The sequence below is a fragment of the Amycolatopsis arida genome, assembly GCF_900115565.1.
Classification (GTDB): domain Bacteria; phylum Actinomycetota; class Actinomycetes; order Mycobacteriales; family Pseudonocardiaceae; genus Yuhushiella; species Yuhushiella arida.
In genome coordinates this window covers 180,163-194,268 of sequence record NZ_FOWW01000002.1, presented here as the reverse complement: position 1 = coordinate 194,268, position 14,106 = coordinate 180,163, and the positions used below count along the sequence as shown (strand labels likewise).

Here is a 14,106-nt window from a genome sequence, read left to right as displayed (position 1 = left end):
GTCTAGGCGGAAGGGGGCCCTGGCACGGCCTCCCTCCGGCGAACCGAACCGGCCAGGCTGGCGACATGACATCGATCCACGGAACTCCCGGCCGCTCGCGGAAGGGGGCCTGAGCATGCGTTACCGGCTCTTCGGCAACACCGGCCTGCGGGTCTCCGAGCTCCTCCTCGGCACCATGGTGCTCGACGATCGTCGCGAGTGCCGCCGCATCATCGACGCCTACGCCGACGCCGGCGGCAACGTCCTCGACACCGCTTCGGCCTACGGCGACGGCGAGAGCATGCTCGGCGAGGTCGTCGAGCGGCGCGACCGGTTCGTCATCGCCACCAAGTACACCCTGTCGCGCGACGCGGCCGATCCGAACGCGTCGGGCAACCACCGCAAGAACCTGCGGCTGTCGCTGGAGCGGAGCCTGCGCCGGCTGCGCACCGACCACGTCGACATCTACTGGGTGCACATCTGGGATCGGCACACCCCGATCGAGGAGACCATGCGCGCGCTGGACGACGCCGTGCGCGCGGGCAAGGTGCTGTACGTGGGGATCTCCGACGCGCCGGCGTGGGTGGTCGTCCGCGCGAACACGCTGGCCGAGTGGCGCGACTGGACGCCGTTCGCCGGGCTGCAGGTGCCGTACAACCTGCTGCGCCGGGACGTCGAGCGGGAGCTGCTGCCGATGGCCGAGGCGCTGGGGATGAGCGTGGCGGCGTGGGCGCCGCTGGCCTCGGGGGTGCTGTCCGGCGCCCCGGAGGAGCGGCGCCGGGTCGACGCGGCGGCGCTCACCCCGCGGGAGCGCGCGGCGGCGCGAGCCGTCCGGGACGTCACCGACGAGCTGGGCGCGCGCCCGGCGCAGGTGGCGATCGCGTGGACACGTGCCAGGTCCCACGCGGTGCTGCCACTGGTCGGCGCGAGCAGCACCGAGCAGGTGGTCGAGAACGTGGGCGCCGTCGAGCTCACCCTGCCCGACGACGCGGTCCGGCGGCTGGAGGCGGCGGTGGAGTTCGAGCCCGGCTTCCCCGGTGACTTCATCGCGGAGTGCGAGACCAACCCCTTCGTGTTCGGCGACACCGCGACCCGCGTCGACGGCCGCGGCCCGGGCTGAACCGCCGGTTCGTCGAGCCTTCCGAGGCGTTCCTCTGTCAGCTGGCCACCTGGTGGAGGAACGCCTCGGCGAGCGCGCCGAGCTGGTCGGTGCGCCAGACTAGCGCGTAGTCGAAGCTGGGCTCGCCCGCGAGGGGCACGCAGGTCAGCCCGGGGCGTGGGTAGAGGTGCTCGACCTGGGCGCCGACGACGGCGACGCCGGAGCCGGAGGTGACATAGGCCAGGATCTCCCGGAAACCGGGCAGGGTGACGATCTCCACCGCCGAACGCGCGGCGGGCAGGTGGTGGTCGACCCAGTACTCCGGGAGGTTCTGGGCGAACAGGACGGTCCGGCCGACGAGGTCGTCGGTCGACACGGGGCACGCCGGACCAGCGGATGGTCGGTGGGGACGGCGAGCATCGCGGCCTCGGACAGCAGCACGGGCCCGACCGTGAGGTCCGGTTCGTCGACGGGCAGCGGCAGCACGGACACGTCGACCTCAACCCTGCGCAGTGGCCCACACAGGTCGGCCAACGCCGTCTCGCGGATGCTCGTCCGACACCCCGGAGTCCGCTCGCGGAACGTCTCGGTCAGCTCCACGACACAGCGGGCCACGGCCGCGGACATGTAGCCGACGCGCAGCTCTCCGGTGATGCCGTGGCCGGCGGCCGTCGCCCGCGCTGTCGCGGCCTGGACCCGTGCGTAGGCCGGGCGCAGGTCGTCGAGGAGTTGCCGGCCCAGCGGGGTCAGCTCCACCCGGCGAGTGGTGCGGGTGAACAGCGGCGCGCCGAACCGGCGCTCCAGCTTCTTGATCGTCTGGCTGACCGATGCCGGGGCGATGTGCAGGCGCCGCGCCGTGCGGGCGAAGTGCAGTTCGTCGGCCAGGGCGAGGAACACCTCGATGTCCTGCCGTTCCAACCCCCGCATTCGTGGCCCCGCATTCTTCAGCCCGCGCGAACAATTGTGACAGATCTCGTCGTTGATCAGCCGCTCACCGTTCATCCTGGCTGGGCCGGACCACATCGAGCGATCTGGAGGACCGAATGACGGACTGGCGACGCGGTGACGTGGTCGTGGACATGTCGATGTCCCTGGACGGGTACGTGACCGCTGCGGGGACCGATCTCGAGCACGGCCTGGTCGACGTGCTCGTCCCGCACGTCGCGCCGGTCGTGCTCGGCGGCGGAACGCCGTTGTTCCCGCACGCCACGGCGGCACGACACGAGCTGGAGTTGATCGACTCGGTGCCGACCCCGGCCGCCGTGCACCTGACCTACCGCGTGCGCGGGTGATCACCGTGTGGGACACCGTGCCGCGGCTGCTCGCCGAGCACCACTATCTGGTGCTCGGGACCGCCGACGCCGAGGGCCGCCCGTGGGTCACTCCCGTGTTCTACGCGGCCGACGGAACGCGGCGCCTGCTCTGGGTGTCGGCGCCCGGCAGCCGGCACTCGCGCAACATCGCCGCCCGGCCGGCGGTCGCGATCACGATCTTCGACTCCCACGCGCCGATCGGCGGTGCCGAGGCCCTCTACCTGGAGGCGACCGCCGGCCCGCTCGGCGATCGCGGCCGGACGGCGGCCCTCGCCCTGCTCAACGCCCGCCTGCCGCGTGATCGCCGGCTCCGGCCCGGCACGGTCGAACCGCCCGGCCCCCTGCGGATCTACCAGGCCGAGGTCACCCAACACTTCGTGCTCATCCGGGGCGGAGACACCCGTTTCGACAACGTCACGGACACGCGGCTGGCCGTCGCGCCCCCGTGACCGGTCCGGCGACGCACGCAGCGACCGCTACCGGTGCTCCTCGGCGCGGAGGCGGCGTGCCCGCAGGACGGTGTCGTGCGTGTGGGGTGTGACCGTGGGATTGGTGCGCGGTCGGGTCTCGTCGACCTGAACGACCCAGCCGTCGTCGAGGAGTCGAGCGACGTCACCGGGCTGGTCGTAGTCGTCCGATGTGGAGCCGTTGCCGTCCTGGTGCGGGAGGTCGGCGGGGGCGTGGCCGACGAAGAGCAGGGTGCCGCCGGGGGCGACGGCGTCCAGCAGGCGGCGTAACGCGGCGTGGTGCGGTTGGCGGGGGAGCGGAAAGTACTGGACGTTCACCAGGTCGAACGCGCCGGCCGGTGGTGGCGTTGTGGTCAGGTCGCCGCACAGCCATGCCACGCGACCGGCGACGTCCGTGGCCGCGGCGGCGGCGCGGCGAAGCGCGACCCGGGAGATGTCCACCGCGGTGACCCGCCAGCCGCGCTGGGCGAGCCAGAGCGCGTCGGCGCCCTCGCCGCATCCGACGTCGAGTGCCTGCCCCGGCGGCAGGTCGGCGACCTCGGTGACCAGTGCGCCGTTGGGTGCGCCGCTGAACAGCTGGTCACGGCTGCCGTACCGCTCGTCCCAGAAAACCCGCGTGTCCATGTGCCCTGCCTCGGTGGTCGGGGAGTTACCGCTGCCCACCCTGCGCCTTTCGCTCAGTGGTTGACAAAGGTCCTTGCCAGAACCGCAAAGCTGGCCGGGGTCAGAGCTGGGCGAACCAGTCGCGGACGGCGGTCACTCCGCCGGCGCCGAGGGCGACCATGAGGGCGACGCGGGCCTGGGTGGGGCCGAGGCCGCGGGCGCCGATGGCGCCGACCTTGGTGGCGAGGCCGGTCCCGGCGTGGGTGTCGTCGAGGGCCGCCGGGGCAGTGCGGGCGCGGGAGGCGAGGACGATCGGGATGTCCCATTCGGTGAGCTCGCCGATGGTGGTGAACAGCTCGACGGGGACGTTTCCCGCTCCGGTTCCTTCGAGCACGATGCCGCGCGCGCCCGCGTCGGCCGCGGTGGTGAGCAGCGCCGGTGGAACGCCGGGGTAGGTCTTGATCAGCGCGACGTCGGACTCCGGTGCCCCCTCGACGGGTGCTGGCCGGGCCGGCGGGGCCGCGGTGATGGTGACGCGGCCGGCGCGGGTCACGTGCCCGAGTGGCGGGTGCGGTGCCGAGGAGAACGCCGACGCGCCGCTGATGTCGGCCAGGCTCGCCCAGCGGGCGGCGTGCAGTCGCCGGTCGAAGCACACGAGGGCGCCGAGCCCGCGGGTGGCGGGGTCGGCGGCCGCGGTGATGGCCGAAGCCAGGTTGGCCGGGCCGTCGGCGGCGGGGTCGTCCAGGCAGCGGGTGGCGCCGGTGAACACGATCCCGCCACGGGTGGCGGCGGGGCCCGCCATCAAATCGGTGAGGAAGGCGGTCTCCTCGAGAGTGTCGACCCCGTGGGCGACGACGACGCCGTCGAACCCGTCGTCCACCAGTGCGGCGCGAACCCGGCGGGCCAGTGCGAGCATCGTGGCCGGGGAGGTGTCCCAGCTCGGCTCGGCCATGACGTCCTCGCCCCGCACGTCCACCGTGGGGAGGTGCGCCGCCACGGCGGCGAGCAGCTCGGTCGCCGTCGCGATCGCGGGCCGGCCGGAGTGCTGGCGGTGGGCGATCGTGTCGCCCGTGGACACCAGGAGCACGCGTGCCATCACGCCGCTCCCAGCGTGGTGACCACCAGCATCGCGGTCAGCAGGGCGACCCAGGCCGACCACAGGAGGCGTCGCACGACGGATTCCATCATGGACGTCTCAGTTCTCGGTGGTCAGGCCGGCGTGCCGCTCCAGCCGCTCGAGGCGGGCGAGGACGGGGCGCAGCTCCCTGCGGACGGCGGTGGCGATCGTGGCCGCCGCGTCCGCCGGGGGCGTGGCGCCCGGTTGGGCGCGGAGGTGGGCGTAGCCGGTGAGCGCGGCCACGACCGTCCGGCGGGCGGCGCGCAGGTCGACGCCCAGCTCGCGCAGGACCTGCCCGGCGGTTCCGTCGGGTTCGCCGACCAGACCGAGCAGGAGGTGCTCGCACCCGACGTAGTTGTGCCCCAGCGCGAGGGCCTCGGTCACGGTCAGCTCCAGCGCGTTGGCCGCGGGTCCGCTGAACCGTGTCGCCGGTGGACCGTCCGGGCTCTCCGGCGAGGTGGGCGAGGCGTTGGCCAGCGCTCGTGCCACGTGATCGGGGTCGGTCTCCATCGCGTGCAGCACCCGCAGCGCGAGGTTGGTCCCTTCGGCGAGCATCCCGTGCAGCAGGTGCTCCGTGCCGACGCCGGCGGCACCGCTCGCCCGCGCCCGCTCGATCGCCAGCCTGATCACGGTGCGGGTGCGTTCGGTGAACTGGGAGAGCTGGGCCGTCGGGTCGTCGGTCTCCAGGTCGCCCAGCACGGTCGCCCGGATCGCGCTCACCCACCGCACCGACTGCTCCAGCGCCCGCTGGCAGATCGCCGAGACCGGCACGCCGGTCGACTTCACCCCTTCGGCCAGCTCGTCGGGCAGGTAGACGTTGATCTTCGGCACCGGGCCGCTCCTCGCACCAGTCGAACTCGATCTACCCCCTTTCATAACCCCACAAGGGGTTAGTGTCAAGGAAGGGTTGGTCGGTGGGCCGTAGGGAGTAGCGGTGGCTCCGGCCGCGCCGAGCGACGCCACCGGCACTCAGCGGCACAGGGTGGTCTCGCGCTCCATGTGCGACAGCTTCTCGGGATTGCGCACGGCGTAGAGCCCGGTGACGAGGCCGTCGTCGACGCGCACCGCCAGGACGGTGTCGATCTCGCCGCTCTGCCGGAGGATCAGCGCCGGGTAGCCGTTGACCTGTGCCGGCCGCAGCGACGCCGAGGCCGGGATCCTGCCCAGCCCGGCGGCCAGCAGGCGGGCCACCTTGTCGGCTCCCACGATGGGCCGCGGGACGGCCTGCTTGACTCCGCCACCGTCGCCGAGCAGGACGACATCCGGCGCGAGGATGTCGAGCAGGCCCTGCAGGTCGCCCGTCTCGACCGCCCGCTGGAACGCCTCGATCGCGCCCCGGGTCTCGGCCGCGGAGACGACCCCGCGTGGCCGGCGCGCCGCGACGTGGGCCCGCGCCCGGTGCGCGATCTGGCGGACCGCGGCAGGGCTCTTGTCGACGGCTTCCGCGATCTCGTCGTAGGCCAGGGCGAACACCTCGCGCAGCACGAACACCGCCCGCTCGGTCGGCGGAAGCGTCTCCAGCACCAGCAGCATCGCCATCGAGACGCTGTCCGCCAGCTCGACGTCCTCGGCCACGTCGGGCGCGGTGAGCAGCGGCTCCGGCAACCAGGGGCCGACGTAGGACTCCTTGCGGCGGTCGAGCGTGCGCAGCCGGACGAGCGCCTGGCGGGTGGTGATCCGGACCAGGTACGCACGCGGGGCCCGTACGGTGTCGAGATCGATTCCGGCCCACCGCAGCCAGGTCTCCTGCAGGACGTCCTCCGCGTCGGCGGCCGAGCCGAGCATCTCGTAGGCGACGGTGAACAGCAGGTTGCGGTGGGCGAGGAACGCCTCGGTGGCGGGGTCCGCGCGGTCGTCCCGGCGCGTGCTCCCGCCGCGATCGTCGGGTGCGGTCCGCGGCGTGCCGGCCATGGGTGGCTCCTCTCCACTCTCGACTGGGTCACCCACCAGACACCGGAGCCCGCCGTCGTGTGACACCGCCGACCGTAGTCAATCCTTGTCACCCGCTGCTCATGTGACACCGGGCCGGCCTCGGATGTCACCACCGGGCGCCGCCGGGTTGTGGTGCCCGTCACGTAGCCGCGCTGTCACAAGGTTCGGGTCGCCGGCATCTCGTGTTCGTCCAGTGCGGCAGCACCCAACACCACGAGCGAGGACGAAACCATGGAAGCCCGACTCAACCTGTTCGACAACGAGATCGCCACGAAGTTCGCCAAACGGTTCCTCAACGCCGGCCTGGTGATCGACGAGTCGCCACTGCCGAAGGCCACCCAGGAGCTGGTCAAGATCCGGGCCAGCCAGATCAACGGCTGTGGCCTCTGCACCGACATGCACACCAAGGAGGCCGCGGCCGCCGGGGAGACCCCGGTCCGGCTCAACCTGGTCGCCGCCTGGCGCGAGGCCACGGTGTTCACCGAGGCCGAGCGGGCGGCGCTGGCGCTCACCGAGGAGGGCACCCGGATCGCCGACATCCACCACGGCGTGTCCGACGAGACCTGGTCCCAGGTACGCGAGCACTACGACGACGACCAGCTCGCCGCGCTGGTGTCCCTGGTCGCCCTGATCAACGCGGCCAACCGGCTCAACGTCATCGTGCGCAACCCGGCGGGTTCCTACGAGCCCGGAATGTTCGCCAGCATGACAAGCTGATCGGCCGGCGAACCCGGCCCGGACCAGGACCATTCGATCTGGTCCGGGCCCGCGCATCTCCGGACCCTGCTACGCCGCTCCCGGAACGCGTGGCCGAACCGCGGCAGGGCCGGATCGGCGTGCGTGGCGCGTCATCACCTCGAGGGGAGCTTGTTGGTCCACATCGGACGCGAAAGGTCAGGAGCACCAGCTCCCTGCCACCTTCACCATACAGCGCACCGGGGGTCTTGCGGCAAGACCCGGGTCGTGCCGCAGAATCTCCGGCCGGGCCAGGGCCTGGGGAATCAGGGATTCGTGACGTTTATGTGCTCGCGGATGCGCATTGCCGGATCGCGGAGCAACTGGCCGAAAGGTGACTTGTCGAACGAGGGGGGTTTCATGATCGACGTGATCATTGCCGGCGGCGGACCGACCGGGCTGATGCTGGCCAGCGAGTTGCGGCTGCACGGTGTGCACGTGCTCGTGCTGGAGAAGGAGGCGGAGCCGACCAGGCAGGTCCGTGCGCTCGGCCTGCACGTGCGTAGTGTCGAGGTGATGGACCAGCGCGGTCTGCTGGAGCGGTTCCTCGCGCACGGCCAGCGGTACGCGCTCAGCGGCTATCCGCACAACTTCGCCGGCATCGACAAGCCGTGGCCGGACCGGCTGGACACCGCGCATTCCTACCTCCTCGGCATCCCGCAGCCCACGACCGAGCGCCTCCTGGCCGAGCGCGCCACCGAACTCGGCGCCGAGATCCGGCGCGGCTGCGAACTGGTCGGGCTGAGCCAGGACGCCGACGGGGTGACCGTCGAGCTGGCCAGTGGGGGCACCCCCGCCAATGAGGGCGTAGCCGATGGGGGTCCCCCCGGCAGTGGGGGCGTAGCCGCCGCAGGAGAGGGAGGCACGCGGCTGCGCTCGCACTACCTCGTGGGCTGTGACGGCGGCCGCAGCACGGTGCGCACGCTGCTCGGCGTCGGCTTCCCCGGCGAGCCGCCCAGAGTCGAGTGGCTGCGGGGCGAGATGGAGGTGGCCGTGCCACCGGAGGAACTGGCCGCCGTGGTGGCCGAAGTCCGCGAGACTCACAAGGGGTTCGGCGTCGGCCCTTCCGGGGACGGGGTGTTCGGCGTCGTCGTGCCCGCGGAGGGGGTGGCCGAGAACCGCTCGATCCCACCGACCCTCGAGGAGGTCAAGCGACAGCTGCGGGCCTTCGCCGGCACCGACTTCGGCGTGCACTCACCGCGCTGGCTGTCCCGTTTCGGTGACGCCACCCGGCTGGCCGAGCGCTACCGGGTCGGCCAGGTGCTGCTGGCCGGCGACGCGGCGCACGTCCACCCACCGCTGGGCGGGCAGGGCCTCAACCTCGGCATCCAGGACGCGTTCAACCTCGGCTGGAAACTGGCCGCCGAGGTCAACGGCTGGGCCCCGGAAGGGCTGCTGGACAGCTACCACACCGAACGCCACCCGGTGGCCGCCGACGTGCTGGACAACACCCGCGCGCAGACCGAGCTGATGTCCACCGAGCCGGGTCCCCGGGCCGTGCGCCGGCTGCTCTCGGAACTGATGGACTTCGAGGAGGTGAACCGGTACCTGATCGAGAAGATCACCGCGATCGGGGTCCGCTACGACCTCGGTGCGGGGCATGACCTGCTCGGCCGGCGGATGCGGGACGTGGGGCTGAAGCGGGGCCGCCTCTACGAGCGGATGCACGGCGGCCGCGGACTGCTGCTCGACCAGACCGGCCGGCTCTCGGTGGCGAGGTGGGCGAATCGGGTCGACCACGTCGTCGACGTCAGCGAGGAACTGGACGTGCCCGCCGTGCTGCTCCGGCCGGACGGCCATGTGGCGTGGGCGGGTGACGATCAGCAGGATCTGCTCGACCAGTTGCCTCGGTGGTTCGGCGCCGCCGCCGACTGAGCTCGTCTCGAGAACGGTGGCTGGGCGTTCGCTCGGCGGAGGCGTTCGGTTGCCTGGACGCGGACGGCGGCACCGGGCACCCGGGTGCCGCCTCCGGCCGCCCTGCTCGACGCGCGGGTCCACGATGAGGAGGGCCGGTCCGCGCTGTCCTGACCCAATTCCCTCGACAGGACGGTCCGGTGCTGCCACAGTGCCCGAATGAAGGACCTCGGCCCGACCGAGCTCCGGCTGATGCAGGGCCTGGCCCAACAGGTGACCGCACTGCGGCCGGAACTGTTGAACGCCGACGCGACCGTCGGTGAACTGGCCTGGGGCTGGGGCAAGGATGTCGACGCGCTCAGCCAGTTCTGGCGGCACCGGCTCTGGTTTGTCGACGGCCGGCTGGCCGCGTGGGCGTGGGTGTATCTGCCCTATCGGGTCCCGCGCGGCGATGGGAAGTTCCTCGAGGTCGAGGCGGCCAACCTGATCTGGCAGGTGCATCCGGACCGGCCGGAGCTGCTGACCGAGATCCTGGACTGGTACGACGACGTGGCGGGCGACGTCGACCGGTTGCTGACGGTACAGGACGCGGACGTCCAGGCGCGCGCCAGCGTCGCCGCGCACGGCTACGCGTTCGACGCGGAAACCGGTTCGGACAACGGGTCCTGGGTGCAGCTCAACGTGCGGGAGCTGGCCGACCTGCCGGACCCGGTGCCGCCCACGGGTTTCCGATTCCTGGTGGCCGAGGACGTCTCGGTAGCGGACGCGGTCAAGGCGCATCGGGACGCGTGGTATCCGTCCAGCCTCACCGAGGCGGCGTTCGAGCGGGTCCGGCGGACCTGGCCGTATCGCGCCGATCTGCATGTGCTGATCGAGGCACCGGACGGCACGCTCGCCGCGACCGCGATTGTCTGGCTGGACGATGTGACGCGAACCGCTGAATTCGAGCCGGTTGGCACGCACCGGGAGTTCCGGCGACGGGGATTGGGTACCGCGTTGCAGCTGTACGGTATGCGGCGGGCCAGGGCTGCCGGCGCGCACCGCATGCTGGTCGCCTGTCTCGGCGCGCCGGCGCATCCGGCCGCCAGGAACATGTACTACGGCGTCGGCTTTCGCCAGTTGTCCCGGGACCTGCCGCAGATCAAGGTCGCGAGAACTCGAGAAGACAGCGTTGGTCGGTCAGCTCGGTGACGGTGTCGAGGGCCAGTCCGTGTGCCGAGGCGAGCGTGCGGAACTCGTCGATCCGGCGCTCGTGGCCGCCGTGGATCACGAGCATGGCCAGGTCCATCTCGGTGGTGGCTCGCTGTCCTCCGACTGGTTCGATGACGAGGACGCGGCCGGTTGGGTGGGCGGCCTCGACGCATCGGGCGAGGATGCGGTGGGCGTGCTCGTCGTCCCAGTCGTGGAGGATGTCGACCAACAAGTAGGCGTCCGCCCCTGCCGGGAGCGGGTCGAAGAAGCTGCCCGCGGTTACTTCGGTTCGGTCGTCGAGGTTGTGCGCGCTGAAAGTGTTTCTGGCGTCGGCCGCGGTGGGTGGGAGATCGACGAGATGGCCGTGCATCGGAGGGTGGGCTGTCAGGATCGCGGCGAGCAGGGTGCCTCGGCCACCGCCGACGTCGACGATGGTGGAGAACTGGGACCAGTCGAAGTTGGCGACGATCCGCGGGATCTGCTCGTGGAACCGCAGGGTCATCTGCCGGTCGAACGACTTCCGCAGGTGCGGATGTTCGGCGAGGTCGGCCCAGAAGTCCTGGCCGTAGCGGCGTGGGTAGGCCGCCTGGCCGGTGGCGATGCTGTGGGCGAGTTCGACAAAGGCTAGTTCGGCGCGGCCGGCAGCGGAATCCAGACGCAGGAGGATGTTGGTGAAGCCATGGTCGGCATCGGCGCAGAGGTTCGCTCCGTACTCGGTGGTCCGGTAGCCGGTGGATGTCCGCTCCATGACACCGAGGGTCGTGAGGTGACCCAGCAGGAGATCGAGAGCGACCGGTGAAACGTCGAGTTCGACCGCGAGTCGATCCGCGGCGGCGCCGCCGCCGAGGAGCCGGTCCGGCAGGCCCAGGGTCACCGCGACCCGCAACGCCATCGGCGTCGCCAGCCCGGCCCTGCGCCGGAGCGCGTCCGCGTCGTTGTCGTTGTGTCCCACGAAGACGCACTGTGGCATGCCTGTGAACCGAGATCGGTCCTGCCCCTGAATCGGTTGCGGGCGGCGAGGGCGGCGCCGCGGGCGTGACGGAGGTGGACGGGCAGGTGTGTGCGCAGGGCCCGGCGGATCGCGGCCATGGCCAAGTCGACTGTGTCGGGTATCACGCCGGCCTCGGGTCACGGACGGTCGGGCAGCTTGCATCTGGTGGTTGTCAGCAGCCGGTGGAGGAAGGCGGAACGATGAGCGCACAGCACGAAGCAGGCACGACCGTGCACCGCGTGGTGATCCTGGGTGCGGGTTACGCGGGCATGGCCGCGGCGATCCAGCTCGCGGCGCGGGTCAAGCGGCGCGAGGACGTGCGGGTGACCCTGGTGAACGCGCAGGAGCGGTTCACCGAGCGGTTGCGGCTGCCCATGACGGCGACCGGGCAGCAGCTTGCCGAGCTGGACATTCCGGAACTGCTGGAGGGCACGGGTGTGCGGTTCGTGCGCGGCTGGGTGACGGCGGTGGACGCGGACGCGAAGACGGTGCGGATCGACGACGACCGGGTCCTGCACTACGACACGCTGGTGTACGGGTTGGGCAGCGCGGCCGATACGGCGGCCGTGCCGGGTGTCGAGGATCACGCTTACACCTTGAACAGCGCACAGGACGCCGAGGTGCTGGCCGACCGGCTGGCGCGGCTGGGCAGCGGCACCGTGGTGGTCGCCGGCAGCGGGCTGACTGGCGTCGAGTCGGCCGCGGAGATCGCCGAGCGACACCCGGAGCTGAACGTCGTGTTGCTGGGCCGACGTGAACCCGGTGCGGCCATGAACCCGAAGGCCAAGGCGTATCTTCAGGCCGCGCTCGACCGGCTGGGCGTCCAGGTGCGCAGCGGGGTCGAGGTGGTGAAGGTGCTGCCCGATACGGTCGAGCTGGTGGGCGGGGAAACGGTCGCTGCCGATGTGGTCCTGTGGACCAGCGGTATGCGGGTGTCGCCGCTGGCGGCCGCCGCCGGGTTGACCGTCGACGAGCGCGGCCGCGTCGTCACCGACGACGCGCTGCGGTCGGTGTCGCACCCGGAGGTGTACGCGGTGGGGGACGCGGCCGCGATCCGCCAGGGCTACGGCGTCATGCACGGCACCTGCCAGGGCGGCATGCCGACCGGTGTGCACGCCGCGTTGTCGATCGTCCGCGCGTTGCGGGGCAAGCAGCCCAAGCCGTTCCGCTTCGGCTACTACCACACGCCGGTGAGCCTGGGCCGTGACGACGCGGTGGTGCAGTTCACCCGCCCCGACGACAGCCCTCGCCGCACCCATCTGACCGGACGCTTGGCGGCCCGGTATAAGGAGATGGTGACCGCTTCGCCCTGGCCGACCTTCGGCCGCATGAAGAAGATGCCCACCTCGGGCGCGGTCTGGCCCCGAGGCGGCCGCTTCACGCGGGTCCGGGATGCGCGGTGACCCGGCCTTCTGTCGACCGCGACCAGCAGGTGTTCCACCAGCATCGGAACCTGCTGTTCTCAGTGGCCTACCGCGTCCTCGGCACCGCGGCCGACGCCGAGGACGCGGTCCAGGACGCCTGGATCAGGTGGTCGGCCGCCGACCGCTCGCAGGTGGCCGATCCCAAGGCGTATCTGACGCGTATCGTGTCGAACCTGGCGCTGGAACGACTACGCTCCACCCGGCCCAAGCGGGAGACCTATGTGGGACCGTGGCTTCCGGAGCCCATCCTCACCGGCGGGGACGCCGCCGAGACCGCTCTGGACGCGGAGTCGGTGTCGATGGCGATGCTGGTGGTGCTGGAGACGTTGAGCCCGCTCGAGCGCGCGGTGTTCGTGCTGAAGGAGGTCTTCGACTTCAGCCATGCCGAGATCGCGGAGGCGGTGGAGCGTTCCGAAGTCGCGGTGCGGCAGGCCGCGCACCGCGCTCGTAAGCACGTGCGGGCCCAGCGGCCGCGCTTCACCGCCGACCGCTCACGGCAGCGCAAGGTCACCGAGCGGTTCTTCGCCGCGGCGACCGGTGGTGACGTCAACGCCTTGATGGAGTTGCTGTCGCCGGACGTCACACTGTGGACCGACGGGGGAGGCAAGGTCCGCCAGGCCATGCGTCCGGTCGTGGGCGCACAAACGGTGGCCGCCTGGTTCGCAGCCATCGGCACCGTCACCTACCAGGGCGTCAAGCCCGCCGACATGAACGCCGAACTCGTCGAGATCAACGGCGGGCCCGGCATGGTGTTCAGCGGACCGGACCGCGTGATCGCCACCGTCACCTTCGACTTCGACGCCGAGGGCCGCATCATCGCCATCCACAACATGGCCAACCCGGACAAACTCCAGGCCGTCACCGACGGCACCGCTCACGACATCAGGACGCGGTGAGCCTGCCGACGAGGAGCTCTTCTGTCCGGCAGAAGAGCTCCTCGTCGGCAGCACGGGCGGGAAGGTCGTCAGCCGGCCGGCCGCGGAGGGTAAGCACAGGCCACGGGATCGCCAACCCGGACGAACTCGCCCACCTGACCGAACTTCCGCCGAACTCGAGCAAATTCCCGTCCGGTACTCAACTCCACCCGGAAACGCCGGGGAACAGCAGTGAGATCCGTTGGCGTCGGTGCGGGTGAGGGTCGCGGCGCCGGTGCCGTGCTCGCGCCGGGTGTGGAGCAGGGCGCTGGTCCACGCCGGTCGGCCCAGCTCAGCGGCACGCCGACGGATCACGCGGCTTCCCGGGGAAACGCCGTCGGCCGGCGAGAATGAGACAGCATTCCACCGTGGCCAATGTCGCATCAGGTGCGGTAGTGGTCAGTGAACTGGTGGAGTAGCAGTATTCGAACCGTGCTGTGTTCGTCGACATCTTGGCCGGTAGTCATGGGCAGTCCACGTCAGGTCG

14 protein-coding genes and 1 pseudogene are annotated in these 14,106 nt (G+C 71.4%); 8 read left to right on the top strand and 7 right to left on the bottom strand.

The genetic code is table 11. From position 1 onward, the window contains the following. Window positions 1–115 precede the first annotated feature (115 nt). On the top strand, window positions 116–1,099 hold the full coding sequence (locus BM051_RS05770) for an aldo/keto reductase (RefSeq protein WP_092528886.1): 984 nt from the start codon (window positions 116–118) through the stop codon (window positions 1,097–1,099). 37 nt (window positions 1,100–1,136) lie between these two features. On the opposite strand, the gene BM051_RS29680 is transcribed toward BM051_RS05770, so the two are convergent. After that, complete coding sequence (locus BM051_RS29680) at window positions 1,137–1,454, bottom strand: type 2 periplasmic-binding domain-containing protein (RefSeq protein WP_243859185.1); 318 nt, start codon at window positions 1,452–1,454, stop codon at window positions 1,137–1,139. Between the two features lie 50 nt (window positions 1,455–1,504). Continuing rightward, a pseudogene (locus tag BM051_RS30615) lies at window positions 1,505–2,005 on the bottom strand (LysR family transcriptional regulator); the annotation flags it as partial. Between the two features lie 116 nt (window positions 2,006–2,121). Between BM051_RS30615 and BM051_RS28925 the strand changes: the two are divergent. Further along, window positions 2,122–2,370 (top strand): dihydrofolate reductase family protein, encoded by a 249-nt coding sequence (locus tag BM051_RS28925; RefSeq protein ID WP_092528882.1) that lies wholly within the window; start codon window positions 2,122–2,124, stop codon window positions 2,368–2,370. Beyond that, window positions 2,367–2,840, top strand: a complete 474-nt coding sequence (locus BM051_RS05755) for a pyridoxamine 5'-phosphate oxidase family protein (protein ID WP_092528880.1) — start codon at window positions 2,367–2,369, stop codon at window positions 2,838–2,840. Before BM051_RS28925 ends, BM051_RS05755 begins: the two co-directional genes overlap by 4 nt. Window positions 2,841–2,867: 27 nt before the next feature. On the opposite strand, the gene BM051_RS05750 is transcribed toward BM051_RS05755, so the two are convergent. The 4 genes from BM051_RS05750 to BM051_RS05735 all read right to left on the bottom strand — a co-directional run bounded on the left by BM051_RS05750 (window position 2,868) and on the right by BM051_RS05735 (window position 6,489). Then, on the bottom strand, window positions 2,868–3,482 hold the full coding sequence (locus tag BM051_RS05750) for a class I SAM-dependent methyltransferase (protein WP_092528878.1): 615 nt from the start codon (window positions 3,480–3,482) through the stop codon (window positions 2,868–2,870). Window positions 3,483–3,582: 100 nt separating this feature from the next. Then, window positions 3,583–4,557, bottom strand: a complete 975-nt coding sequence (locus tag BM051_RS05745; RefSeq protein WP_092528876.1) for an asparaginase — start codon at window positions 4,555–4,557, stop codon at window positions 3,583–3,585. 99 nt (window positions 4,558–4,656) lie between these two features. Then, window positions 4,657–5,409 carry a Clp protease N-terminal domain-containing protein gene (locus tag BM051_RS05740; protein WP_092528874.1) on the bottom strand — a complete coding sequence of 251 codons (753 nt, stop codon included), beginning with the start codon at window positions 5,407–5,409 and terminating at the stop codon, window positions 4,657–4,659. 138 nt (window positions 5,410–5,547) lie between these two features. After that, window positions 5,548–6,489, bottom strand: a complete 942-nt coding sequence (locus BM051_RS05735) for an RNA polymerase sigma-70 factor (protein ID WP_092528872.1) — start codon at window positions 6,487–6,489, stop codon at window positions 5,548–5,550. 252 nt (window positions 6,490–6,741) lie between these two features. On the opposite strand from BM051_RS05735, the gene BM051_RS05730 reads away from it, so the two are divergent. The 3 genes from BM051_RS05730 (at window position 6,742) to BM051_RS05720 (ending at window position 10,290) form a co-directional block, all read left to right on the top strand. Next, window positions 6,742–7,227 (top strand): carboxymuconolactone decarboxylase family protein, encoded by a 486-nt coding sequence (locus BM051_RS05730; RefSeq protein WP_092528870.1) that lies wholly within the window; start codon window positions 6,742–6,744, stop codon window positions 7,225–7,227. Between the two features lie 378 nt (window positions 7,228–7,605). Then, window positions 7,606–9,120 carry an FAD-dependent monooxygenase gene (locus BM051_RS05725; protein WP_092528868.1) on the top strand — a complete coding sequence of 505 codons (1,515 nt, stop codon included), beginning with the start codon at window positions 7,606–7,608 and terminating at the stop codon, window positions 9,118–9,120. Between the two features lie 198 nt (window positions 9,121–9,318). Continuing rightward, window positions 9,319–10,290 carry a GNAT family N-acetyltransferase gene (locus BM051_RS05720; RefSeq protein WP_092528866.1) on the top strand — a complete coding sequence of 324 codons (972 nt, stop codon included), beginning with the start codon at window positions 9,319–9,321 and terminating at the stop codon, window positions 10,288–10,290. On the opposite strand, the gene BM051_RS05715 is transcribed toward BM051_RS05720, so the two are convergent. After that, window positions 10,241–11,260: a methyltransferase gene (locus BM051_RS05715; RefSeq protein ID WP_092528864.1), complete on the bottom strand. Its 1,020-nt coding sequence runs from the start codon at window positions 11,258–11,260 to the stop codon at window positions 10,241–10,243. The two genes, BM051_RS05720 and BM051_RS05715, sit on opposite strands and share 50 nt — an antisense overlap. A gap of 65 nt (window positions 11,261–11,325) precedes the next feature. Between BM051_RS05715 and BM051_RS05710 the strand changes: the two genes are divergently transcribed. Together BM051_RS05710 and BM051_RS05705 are read left to right on the top strand one after the other, a co-directional pair. After that, window positions 11,326–12,684, top strand: a complete 1,359-nt coding sequence (locus BM051_RS05710; protein ID WP_243859183.1) for an NAD(P)/FAD-dependent oxidoreductase — start codon at window positions 11,326–11,328, stop codon at window positions 12,682–12,684. Then, window positions 12,681–13,601, top strand: a complete 921-nt coding sequence (locus tag BM051_RS05705; RefSeq protein WP_092528860.1) for an RNA polymerase sigma-70 factor — start codon at window positions 12,681–12,683, stop codon at window positions 13,599–13,601. The genes BM051_RS05710 and BM051_RS05705 overlap by 4 nt, the downstream gene beginning before the upstream one ends. Window positions 13,602–14,106 lie beyond the last annotated feature (505 nt).

Bases quoted from the DNA above. Each gene is read 5' to 3' on its own strand.
- BM051_RS28925 (WP_092528882.1), top strand. From the start codon at position 2,122: ATGACGGACTGGCGACGCGGTGACGTGGTCGTGGACATGTCGATGTCC.
- BM051_RS05750 (WP_092528878.1), bottom strand. From the start codon at position 3,482: ATGGACACGCGGGTTTTCTGGGACGAGCGGTACGGCAGCCGTGACCAG.
- BM051_RS05770 (WP_092528886.1), top strand. From the start codon at position 116: ATGCGTTACCGGCTCTTCGGCAACACCGGCCTGCGGGTCTCCGAGCTC.
- BM051_RS05720 (WP_092528866.1), top strand. From the start codon at position 9,319: ATGAAGGACCTCGGCCCGACCGAGCTCCGGCTGATGCAGGGCCTGGCC.
- BM051_RS05725 (WP_092528868.1), top strand. From the start codon at position 7,606: ATGATCGACGTGATCATTGCCGGCGGCGGACCGACCGGGCTGATGCTG.
- BM051_RS05745 (WP_092528876.1), bottom strand. From the start codon at position 4,557: ATGGCACGCGTGCTCCTGGTGTCCACGGGCGACACGATCGCCCACCGC.
- BM051_RS05715 (WP_092528864.1), bottom strand. From the start codon at position 11,260: ATGCCACAGTGCGTCTTCGTGGGACACAACGACAACGACGCGGACGCG.
- BM051_RS05730 (WP_092528870.1), top strand. From the start codon at position 6,742: ATGGAAGCCCGACTCAACCTGTTCGACAACGAGATCGCCACGAAGTTC.
- BM051_RS05735 (WP_092528872.1), bottom strand. From the start codon at position 6,489: ATGGCCGGCACGCCGCGGACCGCACCCGACGATCGCGGCGGGAGCACG.